Consider the following 15,373-nt stretch of genomic DNA (forward strand, 5'->3'; position numbering starts at 1 on the left):
AGTATTCTCCTTTAATTAGTCTTCACTGTTGTCGTTGTCGTCATTATCGTTTTCACGACTGTCTGGACGACGAGTAGTTGCTTTGCGTGCGCGTTTTTCATCGGCATTCTTGGCTAACTGCGACTCTTCAGTGACAGCGTCGTCACGGCGCATAACTAGACTACGAATGATCGCGTCGTTATAACGGAATAATTCTTCAAGTTCAGCTAAAGTTTCACCGTCAGTTTCAATGTTGAAAAGAACGTAATGAGCTTTGTGAATCTTGTTAATTGGGTAAGCCAGTTGACGACGGCCCCAATCTTCTAGACGATGGATAGTGCCGTTGTTGTCTTGAACCAACTTGATATAGCGTTCAACCATGCCGACCACTTGGTCGCTTTGGTCTGGGTGTACAAGTAACACCAGTTCGTAATGTCGCATTATGACTCCTTACGGATTAGTAGCTATTAACCCTATGTTAATAGCAAGGAGATTTATAAGGTAAGCCCAATTTCTAGCTATTATTGTGAACAATAAAATCAGAAATAAGCTTAGTTTATAAAGCGCCGTATTATAACAGTACTTAGCAAGTAACACAAAGGTTAATCACTGAGCAGCCGTTAATAAATTATAAAAGTAATTAGGAATGTTCGGTCAATAAAAAAGCAACGCTAATACGCTGCTTTTTTATCAAAATAGTAAGATCGATTATCAATAAACGAGCTATTTTATTTTTGGTTCTTTCACTAACTGACTGCTGTCTGCTTTTACCACTAAGGTTTTGGCCAATTTGTCATGCCAACCGATATTTTCAGGGCTTTTCGAGGCCATGTAATAATGAATCGCAATAATCACGAACCCTAAAAAGCTGGTAAACGAGAACAATAAGTTGTAAATAATAAACAATAACAAAGTACGCACACCGATAAGCTTGGTAAAAGAGGGCAACCGATGGGTGGTTTGATCCACCACGCGAATACCCGTAATCAGCTTACCGAGTGACTGACCACGCAGTGTGATAAATACCAATTGCAGCGCAAATAAGCCAAATACCATAACTTGCGACATCATCAATGTACTACTAGGAAGACTCTCCATCAGTGTCATTGAATACTGATAAGCCGCATCCATATATTGGATATTTTGGAATTTGGTATAATCCACATCCATTTTAGTCAATGCCATCACTAGCGGAAAAATAGCCAGTAGATAGAGTAGTCCATTGATGGCTGTTGCTAATACTCGCGACATGATAGGTGCAAGTGTCACATTGCCGACGACTTTGTCTTTGCTAGACGCAGCCTTATTGCTATTAGACTTATTTAGTGACACATTATTGTGCGGTATCTGCTGACGATTGGTGGTCATGTCAGCTTTCACATTTTTATCCGTGTCTTTCGGACGTTCAGGCTTGCCATACAATCTATCTAATGAAACTGATTTTCTATCCGAGCTATTGCTAGCGTTATCTTCAGGAAAAACAGTTACGTTATTGATAATAGAGTCATTAACCTCATGACCGCTAACGTTGGTAGGTCGATAAACCGTTTGATTATTGGTCAAGTTACCGACACGCTGCCATTGGTCTAAGCCTTCATGCCACATCAAATCATCTAGCAGTACTTCACCAGATGCCAACATGATATTTAGCTGCTCCAAATTGTAGGGACCAGCTTGTACGTTATTTCGAGCAAGGAAAATCTGCATAATTGCCTGCATAGTTAGTCATATCTTAAGTCACTATATATGATACATAATATTAGGGTCTATTTAACATTTTTCAAATAGACCCTAATAATTGTTTCTTTAATGACTGTGTGACTTACTGAATGACTGTGTGAATTACTGCTGTGACTGAACGTTACGGCTTATTTTGTTTCTTCACCAGCTAAGAAGAACCAAGTATCTAGTACTGAGTCAGGGTTCAATGACACTGAGCTGATACCTTGCTCCATGAGCCAGAACGCGAGATCTGGATGGTCTGATGGACCTTGACCACAGATGCCGACATATTTATTTGCTTTACGGCAAGCATCAATCGCCATAGTCAATAGCTTCTTAACCGCAGGATCACGCTCATCAAATAGATGCGAGACGATACCTGAGTCACGGTCAAGACCAAGTGTCAACTGAGTCAAGTCATTAGAGCCGATTGAGAAACCATCGAAGTGCTCTAGGAACTCTTCTGCCAATAGGGCATTGGTCGGCAATTCACACATCATGATGACGCGTAGACCATTTTCACCGCGTTTTAGACCGTTTTTCTCAAGTAATTCGATGACTTCTTTGGCTTCGCCAACGGTACGTACGAATGGAATCATAATCTCGACGTTGGTCAAGCCCATCTCGTCACGGACACGTTTCAGTGCTTTACACTCAAGCTCGAAACAGTCACGGAAGTTGTCAGACACATAACGGCTAGCACCGCGGAAACCAAGCATTGGGTTTTCTTCTGATGGCTCGTATAACTTACCACCAAGCAGGTTAGCATATTCGTTCGATTTGAAATCTGACATACGAACGATAACTGGCTGATCCATAAAGGCAACGGCTAGGGTTGAGATACCTTCAACCAATTTGTCAACGTAGAAATCAACCGGTGAGGCATAACCAGCGATACGCTCATTAATGGCTTGGGCAATCTCGCGTGGCAAGCTGTTCATGTTCAGTAGTGCTTTTGGATGCACACCAATCATACGGTTGATGATGAATTCTAGACGTGCAAGACCAATGCCTTCGTTTGGCATTTGGGTGAATGAGAAGGCGCGATCTGGGTTACCAACGTTCATCATGACTTTGAACGCAAGTTCTGGCATAGACTCAACAGAGTTGGTCTGTACTTCAAAGTCAATCTGACTTTCATAAATGAAGCCCGTATCACCTTCAGCACAAGAAGCAGTCACGTCTTGACCGTCAACCAATAGCTCAGTGGCATTACCACAACCAACGATAGCTGGTACACCTAGCTCACGAGCGATAATCGCAGCGTGGCACGTACGGCCACCACGGTTAGTGATGATGGCAGAAGCACGTTTCATCACTGGTTCCCAATCCGGATCAGTCATGTCTGATACGAGTACATCGCCTTCTTGTACTTTGTCCATCTCGTTTAAGTTACTAACGATACGTACTTTGCCTGAACCGATGCGCTGACCAATTGAGCGACCTTCGCACAATACTTTTGCGCCAGTTGTGTCGATGATATAGCGTTCCATGACATTGCTGTCTTGGCGGCTCTTAACGGTCTCAGGACGTGCTTGAACGATAAAGATCTCGTTAGTATCGCCGTCTTTTGCCCATTCGATATCCATCGCTTGACCATAATGCTTTTCGATCGTGACGGCTTGCTTGGCAAGAGAAGTCAGCTCTTCAGTAGATAATGAGAACTGCATACGATCTTGTTTTTCAACATCGACGGTTTTCACTGATTTAGTGGTGCTACCTTCATCACCGTAAATCATTTTCTTATGCTTGCTACCTAGGTTACGGCGAATCACCGCAGGCTTACCATTGGCTAGCAATTGCTTAGAAATGTAGAATTCGTCTGGGTTAACCGCACCCTGTACAACCATTTCACCTAGGCCGTAGCTTGAGGTGATAAATACCACTTGATCAAAGCCACTTTCTGTATCTAGCGTGAACATAACGCCAGCTGCGCCAGTTTCTGAGCGAACCATACGCTGTACAGCAGCAGACAATGCAACGCCTTCATGCTCAAAACCTTTGTGTACGCGGTAAGAGATAGCACGGTCGTTGTATAGTGAGGCAAATACTTCTTTAATCGCAATTAGGACGTTATCAATGCCGCGAATGTTCAAGAATGTCTCTTGCTGACCAGCAAATGACGCATCTGGCAAATCTTCGGCAGTCGCAGAAGAACGTACAGCAACCGCGATGTCTTCACCGCCGCTCATCGTTTCAAACGATTGACGCACTTCTTGCTCAAGGTCACTTGGCAGCTCTTGCTCAATAATCCAAGTACGGATTTTTTTGCCAGTTGCAGCAAGCTTGTTGACATCATTCACGTCTAACGTTTTTAGTTCGCTATTAATTTTGTCAAGCAAGCCAGTTTCTGTCAAAAAACGGTTGAATGCATTTGAAGTGGTGGCAAAGCCGCCTGGAACACTGACACCTAAATCAGAAAGATGACTGATCATCTCACCAAGCGAGGCATTCTTGCCACCAACCATCTCAATGTCGTCTTTTCCTAGCTGATCCAGATTGATTACAAGTGCTGTAGATTGCGCTGCCATGATAACTCCAGAAAATAAGGTTATTTAGTAAAGATTATAACGGTCAATTATACCGCTATATTTGGAGAATTTCGAGGGGTTGAATCAATATTTTTGTCAAAAAGATACAAATTGTGGGGTTTGCTACATAATTAATAGAAAGTGCTTCATTTTTACATTATTGAGATGATGGAAAAATGTGAGTAAAGACCACTCTGATTATCAAGATATCTCTATAAATCGGTTAATAAATAGAGGGTTTAAAATGAATAATAGAAGAACTCTAGAATATTCTTATGATAGCTGCCTTTATATATAGCAGGTAATGCTGCGCTAGGGCGTGTCCTCAATTCAATTGATTAACCTCTAAATGGGCTAAAAATGGCTAAATTTTGCCAAACATCGTCAAATAGCTTATCAATATCTCGATATCATTTGCGCTACTTTCCTTGTTTGACGCTCATTTATCTCATTTTTATCACCGTTTTTTAAATGAGGACACGCCTTAGTATGAGTAACCAGTCAGCACATTAATGATTACTAATGGTCATTATAAGATTAAAGACACTGTGGCTTTCTAAGTGTACGCCTGTAACATTGATTTCTATTAGGTCGCTATTATGCGTATAATGTAGAGCATAAATAGTAGCGGTTTATCCTTATATAAATGTGCAACATTAGCGCTGATATAAAACGAGAATTTCGTCTATAGTAGTTTAAAAATAAAAGTCAAATGAAGATTACCATTGTGTTGTCAATCGAGGTGTCAAAGTTATGTACTCAAGCAATTCAGCTGAACAAGTGAATCCCACCATTCAAAACCGCAATGCACTAAACTTAGACAGCTCTCAAGCTATTCGAACCGCGTTTTTTATCTCAGATGGTACAGCAATTACTGCTGAGACACTTGGCCGCGCTATTTTGAGTCAGTTTGCCTCAGTACCTTTTGAAACACGAGTATTGCCTTATGTCGATAGCTTAGAGCGTGCAGAGGATGCTGTTGAGCAAATCAACATGGCATATCAACGAGATGGTTTGTTGCCGTTGGTCTTTGATACGATTGTTAACCCTGATATTCGTGAAAAGATTAATTCTACCCAAAGCTGTAACTTGGATATGTACGAAGGTTTGATTGGACGCGTTGCCGAAGAGACTGGCGTGGAGCCTGATGGACATTCAGGTCATGCACACGACGATGTGGATTCTGAGACTTATAAAGAACGTATCGACGCGGTACATTTTGCCCTAGACAATGATGATGGAGCACGTACTCGCCACTATAATGCGGCTGATATTATTCTGATTGGGGTATCACGTTCGGGTAAGACACCGACTTCTTTATACTTAGCATTACAATTTGGTATTCGAGCAGCAAACTATCCGTTAACTGAAGATGATTTGTACGACAATCAATTACCAAAAGCATTGCGCGAGCACAAAGACAAATTGTTTGGTCTACTGATCGATACCGATCGTTTGGTAAAAATTCGCCAAGAGCGCCGTGCGGGCAGTCGTTATTCAAGCTATCAGCAATGTCAGCAGGAGCAGCGTGCCATACAAGGGATTTATATCACGCATGGTATTCCAAGCCTTGATGTCTCTGAGATGTCCGTTGAAGAAATTGCTACGCGTATCTTGCAGATGACTGGTCTCAAACGCCGTATCGGTTAGTAAAGTGTAAGCTATCAATTAACCGATTGAATCAATTAATCGCTTAGCAATAACGATTGCTCAAAAAATAACCATCATTTAATACCATCTCATTATCACATAGAGAATATTATGCGTTCATCTTATAAGTCTAGCAAGACCCCTTTGTTATTGGCCAGCTTGCTGAGTGCGGTCAGTTTACTGAGTGCTTGTCAAACGTCACCTTTTTCACGTGAGCCAGTACCTGAGCCACGTTATATCCCAACCATTGTATTGGGTGAAGCGCAAACGCTAACAATTATGCCCAATCGTGTTGCCTGTGCTTCGGCATTACCGATGCAGTGCTTACTGGCCAAATCAAGCAAAGATGGTAGCGTGTTTCAGATTCCTTATGATTGGATTGATGACTTTAAACCAAGCCTTGGCACAGAATACGTGATTAGTGCTCGTCCGCAGATTGATGAGGGACAGAAAAGTGCGACTGGGCATTGGACATTGCAAAATATTGTGTCACAACGTATGGTGGGCACGCCTTAGTCCTGTGATTTTGACTCAACCAATTATTGATTCATACACAGTCTAAATATTAAATAAATAAGTAAATATAAAGAGGACACGATGGGAAGTAAAAAACCAAGCGACGCGACCAATGATATCGGTGAAGACATTCACACCGAAGTATCGAACAAAGCGAGTGGTCACACGCCTAGCCCTGAGCATACTCAAGGAAAAGATAAACAACAAAAGATTGAACAAACTCACGAACAAGTCACTGACGATGTCATGCATCATCCTGATCTCGTTAATCCGCTTGATGATACGCGAATCGATATCAAATCTGGATTTGCTAAAGACTCTCGTCGCTTAAAAAGCGATGATCATGAATATGAATATGATGCGGTTATTTTAGGGGCAGGTCCTGCTGGTGAAGCGGCGGCGATGAAACTGACTAAATCTGGCAAAAGAGTCGTGGTTGTTGATCCGCGTGATCAGGTGGGTGGTAACTCTACTCATGTGGGTACTATTCCAAGTAAAGCGCTGCGCCAATCGGTATTTAACTTGATTAACTTTCGCCGCGATCCGATGTTTACCAAGGCGATGGAATACAAGCAAGTTCCTCTTAATGAAGTATTGGCTAAGGCGCGTCAAGTTATTCGTCGTCAAGTCAGTACGCATACACGCTTTTATGAGCGCAACCGCATTGAAGTTATCCAAGGTTGGGCAAGTTTCGTCGATAAGCATACGCTACGTGTTGAAGTCGATGACAATGTTTATGAAACCATCACCTTTAATAAAGCAATTATCACCGTAGGTAGCCGTCCTTACCGTCCTGATATTCTAGACTTCAACCATCCACGCGTTTTTGACTCTGACAAAATCTTACAAATGGATTATGTGGTTAAAAAAATCATCATTTATGGGGCAGGGGTAATTGGTTGCGAGTATGCGTCTATCTTTACCGGTCTTGGCTATAAAGTTGACTTAATCAATAACCAAGATCAGCTACTAACTTATTTAGATAGTGAAATTAGCGATGCCATCGCGCATGACTTTAGACAATTTGGCGTACTGATACGCAGTAATGAAGAGATCGATCATCTTGAAACGCATGACGATTATGTGGTCTTGCATCTAAAGAGTGGTAAGCGCATCAAATCTGATGCCATTCTTTGGTCAAATGGTCGCTCAGGTAATACTGAAGGTTTAAACTTAGAAGCGATTGGTCTAAAAGCAAACAGCCGTGGTCAACTTAAAGTAGATGATACTTATTGTACTGACGTTGAAAACATCTACGCCGCTGGTGATGTGATTGGTTGGCCATCTCTGGCTTCTGCTGCTTATGATCAAGGACGCTGCGCGGCGGCCTTTATGGTCGGTGATAGTGATGCTGAGCCAGTATCTAGTGTACCGACTGGTATCTATACGATTCCTGAAATCTCCTGTATCGGTAAAACCGAGCAAGAGTTGACCGATGAAAAAGTACCTTATGAAGTGGGTCAAGCATTCTTCAAGCACCTCGCACGTGCGCAAATCATCGGTGAACGCTCAGGTGTACTAAAGATTTTGTTCCATCGTGATACGTTGGAGATTTTAGGAATACATTGCTACGGTAACCATGCTTCAGAGATTATCCACATTGGACAAGCCGTGATGAAGTGTAAGAGTAATAATACGCTTGAGTACTTTGTGAATACGACCTTCAACTATCCAACGATGGCAGAAGCGTATCGCGTTGCTGCACTAAATGGTCTTAATCGTGTGTTTTAAGTGATAGAATATTGAAACACTACAAATAAAAAAGCGTCTGCTATATTAGCAGGCGCTTTTTTTTAATTAATGGTCATCAATTTGGCTTTTATTGAGGGCAGACGTTTATGACAGGTAGTCGTCTTTTGCTTTACGAAACTGTTTTAAGTGGTTTATTAGCATTATGCCAGCGCACCCACAGAAGTAGCGCAAAGTAAAACGCCCATAAGGCTGCTAGTGCATAAAATCCAGTAGAAACTTGGGAAATACTGGCACCCATTTGATTAAGCTGGACAGAGGTATTGATACCAGGTGTCGTGGGTATGAACCACCGTATGATTTGTAAAAATGTGGGCAGTTGATCTGCTGGCCACGGATAACCACTGACAAAAAACATCGGTAGTGAGCTAAAAATGAGAATTTGCATACTACGTTCACGCTGGCGGAACCAGAGTCCAAGTACACAGCCAAGTGTCGCCACGGTTGGACAAAACAACAGCAAAAACAATAAACTGCCAAGCATGTTTTGCCCGCGCGGATAGTGGTGCAGCTCAAATGTCCAGCCATAATAAAAGCAGCCAATAATAAAGCTAAACATACTGAGCGCCGCAATTCGCCCAAGCCAACCACGGATACTCGTCGTATGTCGCCGCTGCTCATACCACGTACCAATCAGCATCGCTGTGGCGATTAATAAGGTTTGTTGCAAAATTAGAATAGAAACCGCTGGCACCACGTAAGCGCCATAACCTTCCGTTTGATTGTATAAAGGGATAATTACTAATGGCACCGCTTGAGTATTAGCAGCGGCTGTCGCTGAATAGGCACCTTGTGCCACGTTCTTTTTGATTTCAATACCTGCTGATACCGTACTGACTGCTTTTAAAAACCCCATCTGCACGTTTTTATTTAACAAAAAGTAGCCGCCATTACCCAGTACGCTGACGCTCGCCGCTTTTCCCGATAGTACTTGCTGCTCGAGCCCACTTGGAATGACCATATACCCAGCGATTTCATCTGACCACATGGCCTCTTTAGCCTGCTGCTCGTTGAGAAAAAGCTGTGTGTCCAACTGCGGACTGGCACTTGCATAGCGAACGATGGTTCGTGATAGATTACTATTGTCTTTATCAATGATACCAACAGGTACATGGTTGACCACTTCTGTTGAATACGGCCAAGGATAAAAGAAACCATAAATAATGGGGGCAATCAGTAACAGTAATAGCACACCTTTATCAGAAAAGACGTCTTTAATGGTTTGTAAAAAGCTACCCAAGAAACTTGGTGTTGAGGACTGCTTGGTTGAATCTGATGTTATCAAAGATAAATGGTCTTTTGGTGGTAATGACATTAGCGCGCCCCCCAACGTTCAGGATGCGCCAGCGCGCGTTTGGTTAATAAAGTAGTCAAGCTCATCGCAATCGTCGTGGCAATAGCAAGACCATAGACGATCGGCAATGACACAGCAACAGGTGCTTGCATCTGTAATTGTGCAATGTGCAATTTTAGATAATGGGTGAGCGGTAGGGCATCTGACCAATGCCGGGCACTGTCACTGATAGCAATATAAGGAAAGGTCACACCAGCAAAGGCGTAAGAAGGTGCTGAAATAAAGCCAGTAGCAGACAAGCCCATGCGTAATGAGAATGAGCCTAAGGTAAAGATAGCGCCCAGCCAAAACGATAGCATTATTAATAATATCAAACCAGCATAAGTCGCAATCACTGAGCTAATGGCAACGGATTCTTGCGGCGTGGCAAGCCATAGAGCCAACATCGCCCAAACGCTAAAGGCCAATGTCGGCCAAAAGTATTTACCCAATAAACCAAACAACAATACTAAAAAGTTTGTACTCTCAGCCACCTCTTCATTCGCGTGGCTAGAGCCTGAAATTTTATCGTTTTTGCTCAAGTCTTGGCTGTTTTCTACGGCATTTGATGTTCGCCCTGATGTTGACTCGTTTTGTGTGGTTAGCGTCAAATCAGGATGGCCTGTACTAATAAAGCGATACCAGTGGCCGAGTCGTTTATCACGAAGCTCACGACCAATCGTCGTTGCACCGATCACCATCGCTAAAATATGCAGCAGTGCGGGGATAACGGTTGAAGCCAAAAACTGCTGATAATCGGTGGCTGCGTTAAATAGGCTGATGCGCTGTATACCAATCGGCGAGTAAGCAATCGCGGCTTGCGACGGTGCCATGCCTTGCTTGATTAAGCGCTGTATTTCAACACCTGCCGATAACGTCCCAGCGACAGCTTGAACGCTGGTTTGGATAATGCCCGAATGCGTACCGTACTGAGCATTTACTTGTAAAATCAAGGGTGCAGGCTTATCAGATAAAATATGCCGAGAAAAGTCTTCAGGGATAATGACGATAGCGTAAATATCACGCTGCAAAATAGCCGCTTTTGCCTCAGCCTCTGAGTAATAAAGCTGTCTGACCGTTAGAGTAGGGCTGGCTTCCAGATAGCGTACGGCGGTGTTGGCAATCGGGCTATTGTCTTGATCTATTACCCCAATGGGTAAATCTGTAATCTGCGTTTGTGAAAATATCCACCAAATCAGTAGGACGGTTGCCAATGGTATCCATACCACCATGCTAAAGTCCCACGGATTTTTGGTCAAAAATCGTCGCTCATAGGCAGCACTACGTAAAAAAGCCTTACTTAACTTCATCAGGCGCATGGCTTACTCTTGGCTTGCATTAGTAAGTGCTGGATTGATGCGTACAATAACGCTCATACCTGAGCGAATACGTGCATCAGGAGTCGTCGGACGTGCTTTTACTTCAAAGGTACGTACATCGAAGCCGTCATCATTATTGGTTGGGCGCCAAGTGGCAAAGTCAGACAATGTTGACGTAGCATAAACGGTGAACTGTTTGGTATACGGTTTATTTGCTGATGATAGTGCAGGAATCGTACCAGTAAATTGCTGACCAATCGCAAATTGATTCAAATACGATTCGGTGACATTAAGCACGACCCATTGCTCATCGGTGTTGACCAAGGTTAAGATAGGCACGCCTTGTCCGATGACTTCACCCACACTGACAATGACATTGTCCACGATACCCGCAATAGGGCTTTTTAAGTTGGCTTCTTCTTTTGCTAACAGAGCCTCTTCTAACTGAGCATCGACTTTTGCTACTTGCGCTGTCGCTGCTGATTTATCCTCACTGCGAGCGCCTTCTTTTGCCAAATCGTATTGCAAGCGCGCCGCTTCAGTCTGATCTTGAGTGGCCAGATATTGCGCATACGCCTCATCGCGTTTTTGCCGCGCCATCAGCCCTTCTTCATAAAGGCGGTTGACACGCTGATAGGTGTTTTCAGCCAAATCAGAGGCGGCCTTGTTGGCTTGCCACGCCGCTTTTGCTTGAGCAATTTCTTGTGGACGGGCGCCATTCTCTGCCTTATCCAACTCACTTTGTGCCATTTGCTTGCCAGCCCGTGCTTGATTGATCTTTGCGTTAATCTCAGGCGAGTCCATTTCAATCAGCTGTTGCCCGACTGTCACTGCATCACCTTCTGTGACCAGAATTTTGGCAATACGTCCCGGCACCTTTGCAGCGATGGAGGTTTGCTGCATCTGCATTTGCCCTTGCAAAGTCACGACTTCAGGCTTGCTATGTTGATTGCTTTTATATAGACCATAGGCAATAACGCCTAATACAATCAGAACAAATAGCGCCAGAAGTGCCTTTTTTATCATGGCAGATTTATCCGTTTTTTCTGCATGGCGCTTATAAGTAGGCACTGCTTGCTCATTTTCAGCATCAGTTGCTTGCTCATTATGATTGTTGACTGAGTCGGTAGATTGCTCTGAGTCGTTTAATTTGCGCGAGTCGTCTGATTCGTTGGTAGATTCAGTCATGACAGTGAGATTCCTAAAGCAGCAAAATTGAGGATAAAGGGTATATTTCTAGTATATTCGGACAGCATAAGGTTTGGCGCTTTCTAGGGCTTCAGAATTGAAAATCGCACCAAAAGCGACGATAAATGCTGAATAATAAAGCCAAAGCATAATGACCACGGCAGCTGAAAGTGCTCCAAACTCAGCGCTATAGTTATTAAAGTTTTGCACATAAATCGAAAATAGCACAGATAATAAAATCCAAAGAATGGTCGCTAGAGCTGCTCCTGGCACCAGTTTTTTTAGCGCGATGCCTTCACGGTTTGGGGCTAGGCGATAGAGACTTAAAAAGCTTAAAAATATAATACCAGCCAATATAGGCCACCTGCTCCAGAGCGCAATCGTTTCAGCTATTTGGGGGAAGGGAAAATAGGCTGCCGCTACAGGAATAATAGCAATAGAAGAGAGCGCTATAATCAACACTACTACCGCGCCAAAGGTCAAAATAACTGCTCGAATCGTGTTTTGTATAAAGTTACGCTCTTGAGTGATATGAAAGGCCAGATTGATAAGAATAATTAAAAATTTGATACCTTTAGAGCCAGTATAAAGGGCAAGCAAGGTCGATACAATAAGACTGAACGTTAGCGAGAACGTGGTATTAGAGACCAACTCGTTTAGGCGTGAATTGAGGACGCCATATACCGTATCAGGTATAAATGGACGCAAAAGTGAGATCTGTTCTTGCATCTCAGTGGGTGAAAAAACGAGACCATAAAGCAGCACAAACACAGCCATTGCTGGAAAAATTGATAAGAAACCAAAAAACCCCACGCTCGCGCAATGTGCCCAAACATGATAGTTGTTCGCAATACGCAATGCCTTTAATGAAGGCTGCAGCCAGTTACTTATTAATTTAGAAGTTGGGTTTTTCATAAAACAGTTATTCACAATAGAGTTAGCAATAGTATGGTTATTGACAGCTGCATGATAATGAGTATGGTCAGTCCACTACAATAGTATTGCAGCGTTAACCTCGCTTGAGGTATCAAATATACATCTTTGCTCAGTTAGTTGCCTTGTCATACTTTCAAGTTAAATCAACTATATAAACGCTTATCCACACTATCTATAATTTTCAAATTAAATCATTACTCAGTATACAAAGTCGGTAATTGAATATCAGCCGCATTAAGATAGGCGTTAAAGGCAAGAGGCGTACCACAGCTTTGCATGAGTGCGGCCAGCGATTGTACATAGCTATTCGCCGCTTGTGCTTGCTCCGTACGTGCTTTAAGTGACTGCGTTTGCGCTTGGACTACCTCAATCGGTGTATTTACACCTTCTTGTAGCCCCAACTGGCGCAAACGCAATACTTCTGCCGCTAAATCTACGTTACTTTGTAATGCCTGATAACGAGATTGGGCGTTATTAACATCGTGCCAGTTTTTTTCGACCAGTAATAATAAATTGTCACTGACTTCGATTGTAGACAGATCCGCTTGGCGTATTTTGGCATTACTCGATGCTAGTGACGCAGTTTTATCAAGACCACCCCACAGCTTCCAGCTAGCTGATATACCTGCTACCCAACTGGGATCTTTCTCGACTTGTCCGTAGCCATAAAGCATGACGGTAGGCTTATGGCCTGTGTCTGATAGCGCGTGTAGCTGCTCAGCCTGTGCGCGTTTAGCTGCCACTTTTTGTAGACCTGGATGATTGGTGAGTGCTACATTCTGAAAGTAGTTTACATCGGGTAAAGGACGACTAGAGACAAATAACGGTGTCGTGGGTTTGATACGATAGTCGGTACGCAATAGCCGTTGTAAGGCCATCATCGCAAGACGAGCATCATTATTGGCATTGACGGATTCACTTTTTGCATCGGCAAGCGCAGATTGCGCTTCTAAGCGATCAACACGTGAGATAAAACCTTCTTCAAAAAGCCGCTGCGCCATATGGTCAGTTTGCTGCAAGGTATCATAAGCATCTTCACGTAAGTAAGCAGCAATGATGGCCAATTGCGCCTTAAAGTAACGCTCAATCAGAGTGTTATAAAGCTCATTCTTATCCAATAGACTGTCTGCGACGGCTTCTTGGGTACGGGCATTGGAAGCACCTGTCAAAGCGGTGGTACGTCCAGCGGTATAGATGGGCCAAACCACGCCGAGACCTGCGCCAGCTGTTGAGCCTGAGCGCTTTAACTCATAAGAATCAGGGATACGCTCACCGACCAATTCACCGAAATTCGGCAAATCTGGTAACGGTGGAATAGGCGGAACCACATTATCGACACTATTGTTGACGTCATTAACAATACCGTTTTTCAGTGTTGATAAGTCAAGATCCGCGTCCAAGTTGTAAGCGTTGGCTGATAATTGCGCAAACACCAATGGATTGTCTAAGGTTTTGAGAGCATCTGTTTGATACTCACTGGCAGCAATCGCCGCTTGGTTGGCGGCCAGTTTGGGTGACACTTGCAATAAAATATTTTGAGCTTGCTCAAGACTTAATAGGCTAGATACTGCTAATGGATAGCTATTATCAATACTTTTATGAGTGATGGGATCAATAAGCGTTGTTAAGCCAGTTTTTTGCTCGGCTTGACCCATATCCGTATCTGTCGTCGACCTTCTGTTTTGAATCTCGTTTTTTTGAGGACTGTTTGGAGTGCTGCTTTGAGTACTATATTGAGTGTCAGCGTCAATAATTTTCGTCACTGCCACGGCTGTGACTTCATTTGGTGACTCAATATTATTCTCGTTAGCGCTTGCGGAGGTAGACGCAGCTAAGCCCATGAACGTAACCGTCATCACCGCAGTAGACAGAGTCGATAAAGCAAATTTCATAAGTCACATAAGCCATTAATTAGAATGCAAGGTATTTTAGAGTTAGGCAAAAAACTATTAAAAATATCAACTGTTATGGTCAGACCCTGGTTGAAAAGAGCAAAATTGTAGACCATTAACAGAAGCTAAAATCTTGTTATTGATAATAAGCGCTACACTGTAGTGCCACAATGGTGACGGGTCAATGCTCAGTATTTGCTTACTGTGCGTTGAATAAGTCATAATTTTATGTTAGGTGTCGGATGTCAGAATAAATAATAACATCATTTGTTGATTAATAATAAAAGGTTTATCAAGTCATTAGCACTTAAATTACTTTGAAAATTTTTCAAGGATAATGATTGTTAGTTAGGATTGTTGTACTACAACAAGGCAGTTTATAAACTATAAATAATTGAAGTGTGTGCTATATTTCAGCATTTTATAGCATCAAGAAAAATTAAAGGTACTTACTTTTAACTGTCGTCAGTTGATCGTTGGTTCAATACCCATTTCAATAGAAATGATAAGTTGATAAGTTGATAAGTTGATAAGTTGATAAGTTGATAAGTTGATAAG

General features: G+C 42.8%; 11 protein-coding genes. 3 read left to right on the forward strand and 8 right to left on the reverse strand.

Features of this window, described 5'->3' with window-relative positions:
- Positions 1-15 precede the first annotated feature (15 nt).
- The 3 genes from rpsF to ppsA all read right to left on the reverse strand — a co-directional run bounded on the left by rpsF (position 16) and on the right by ppsA (position 4,232).
- Complete coding sequence (gene rpsF / locus JFC10_RS11585; RefSeq protein WP_193012851.1) at positions 16-420, reverse strand: 30S ribosomal protein S6; 405 nt, start codon at positions 418-420, stop codon at positions 16-18.
- Positions 421-702: 282 nt separating this feature from the next.
- Positions 703-1,698, reverse strand: coding sequence for an RDD family protein (locus JFC10_RS11590; RefSeq protein ID WP_198332919.1), 996 nt, complete (start codon positions 1,696-1,698; stop codon positions 703-705).
- A 149-nt stretch (positions 1,699-1,847) separates the two neighbouring features.
- Positions 1,848-4,232 carry a phosphoenolpyruvate synthase gene (gene ppsA, locus JFC10_RS11595; RefSeq protein WP_193012849.1) on the reverse strand — a complete coding sequence of 795 codons (2,385 nt, stop codon included), beginning with the start codon at positions 4,230-4,232 and terminating at the stop codon, positions 1,848-1,850.
- A 753-nt stretch (positions 4,233-4,985) separates the two neighbouring features.
- On the opposite strand from ppsA, the gene ppsR reads away from it, so the two are divergent.
- From ppsR to sthA, 3 genes are all read left to right on the forward strand, one after another.
- A complete protein-coding gene (gene ppsR, locus JFC10_RS11600) occupies positions 4,986-5,882 on the forward strand; it encodes a posphoenolpyruvate synthetase regulatory kinase/phosphorylase PpsR (RefSeq protein ID WP_227685837.1) in 897 nt (298 codons plus the stop codon).
- Positions 5,883-5,993: 111 nt separating this feature from the next.
- Positions 5,994-6,398 (forward strand): DUF4377 domain-containing protein, encoded by a 405-nt coding sequence (locus JFC10_RS11605; protein WP_193009351.1) that lies wholly within the window; start codon positions 5,994-5,996, stop codon positions 6,396-6,398.
- An 81-nt stretch (positions 6,399-6,479) separates the two neighbouring features.
- Positions 6,480-8,129 (forward strand): Si-specific NAD(P)(+) transhydrogenase, encoded by a 1,650-nt coding sequence (sthA, locus tag JFC10_RS11610; protein WP_193009350.1) that lies wholly within the window; start codon positions 6,480-6,482, stop codon positions 8,127-8,129.
- A 130-nt stretch (positions 8,130-8,259) separates the two neighbouring features.
- On the opposite strand, the gene JFC10_RS11615 is transcribed toward sthA, so the two are convergent.
- The 5 genes from JFC10_RS11615 to JFC10_RS11635 form a co-directional block, all read right to left on the reverse strand.
- Positions 8,260-9,462, reverse strand: coding sequence for an ABC transporter permease (locus JFC10_RS11615; protein ID WP_198332920.1), 1,203 nt, complete (start codon positions 9,460-9,462; stop codon positions 8,260-8,262).
- Positions 9,462-10,799 carry an ABC transporter permease gene (locus tag JFC10_RS11620; protein WP_198332921.1) on the reverse strand — a complete coding sequence of 446 codons (1,338 nt, stop codon included), beginning with the start codon at positions 10,797-10,799 and terminating at the stop codon, positions 9,462-9,464. The genes JFC10_RS11615 and JFC10_RS11620 overlap by 1 nt, the downstream gene beginning before the upstream one ends.
- Before the next feature lie 3 nt (positions 10,800-10,802).
- Positions 10,803-11,987 (reverse strand): HlyD family secretion protein, encoded by a 1,185-nt coding sequence (locus tag JFC10_RS11625; RefSeq protein WP_198332922.1) that lies wholly within the window; start codon positions 11,985-11,987, stop codon positions 10,803-10,805.
- A 48-nt stretch (positions 11,988-12,035) separates the two neighbouring features.
- Positions 12,036-12,902, reverse strand: coding sequence for a YihY/virulence factor BrkB family protein (locus tag JFC10_RS11630; protein ID WP_198332923.1), 867 nt, complete (start codon positions 12,900-12,902; stop codon positions 12,036-12,038).
- A 215-nt stretch (positions 12,903-13,117) separates the two neighbouring features.
- Positions 13,118-14,815 (reverse strand): TolC family protein, encoded by a 1,698-nt coding sequence (locus JFC10_RS11635; RefSeq protein ID WP_198332924.1) that lies wholly within the window; start codon positions 14,813-14,815, stop codon positions 13,118-13,120.
- Positions 14,816-15,373 lie beyond the last annotated feature (558 nt).

Origin of the sequence: Psychrobacter aquimaris (genome assembly GCF_016107525.1) — a bacterium.
GTDB classification, from domain to species: Bacteria; Pseudomonadota; Gammaproteobacteria; order Pseudomonadales; family Moraxellaceae; genus Psychrobacter; species Psychrobacter aquimaris.

What these genes read in the sequence shown, in the direction of transcription:
- rpsF (WP_193012851.1), bottom strand. Translation starts at nt 420, where the DNA reads ATGCGACATTACGAACTGGTGTTACTTGTACACCCAGACCAAAGCGAC.
- JFC10_RS11615 (WP_198332920.1), bottom strand. Translation starts at nt 9,462, where the DNA reads ATGTCATTACCACCAAAAGACCATTTATCTTTGATAACATCAGATTCA.
- JFC10_RS11625 (WP_198332922.1), bottom strand. Translation starts at nt 11,987, where the DNA reads ATGACTGAATCTACCAACGAATCAGACGACTCGCGCAAATTAAACGAC.
- ppsA (WP_193012849.1), bottom strand. Translation starts at nt 4,232, where the DNA reads ATGGCAGCGCAATCTACAGCACTTGTAATCAATCTGGATCAGCTAGGA.
- JFC10_RS11635 (WP_198332924.1), bottom strand. Translation starts at nt 14,815, where the DNA reads ATGAAATTTGCTTTATCGACTCTGTCTACTGCGGTGATGACGGTTACG.
- sthA (WP_193009350.1), top strand. Translation starts at nt 6,480, where the DNA reads ATGGGAAGTAAAAAACCAAGCGACGCGACCAATGATATCGGTGAAGAC.
- JFC10_RS11590 (WP_198332919.1), bottom strand. Translation starts at nt 1,698, where the DNA reads ATGCAGGCAATTATGCAGATTTTCCTTGCTCGAAATAACGTACAAGCT.
- JFC10_RS11620 (WP_198332921.1), bottom strand. Translation starts at nt 10,799, where the DNA reads ATGCGCCTGATGAAGTTAAGTAAGGCTTTTTTACGTAGTGCTGCCTAT.
- JFC10_RS11605 (WP_193009351.1), top strand. Translation starts at nt 5,994, where the DNA reads ATGCGTTCATCTTATAAGTCTAGCAAGACCCCTTTGTTATTGGCCAGC.
- ppsR (WP_227685837.1), top strand. Translation starts at nt 4,986, where the DNA reads ATGTACTCAAGCAATTCAGCTGAACAAGTGAATCCCACCATTCAAAAC.
- JFC10_RS11630 (WP_198332923.1), bottom strand. Translation starts at nt 12,902, where the DNA reads ATGAAAAACCCAACTTCTAAATTAATAAGTAACTGGCTGCAGCCTTCA.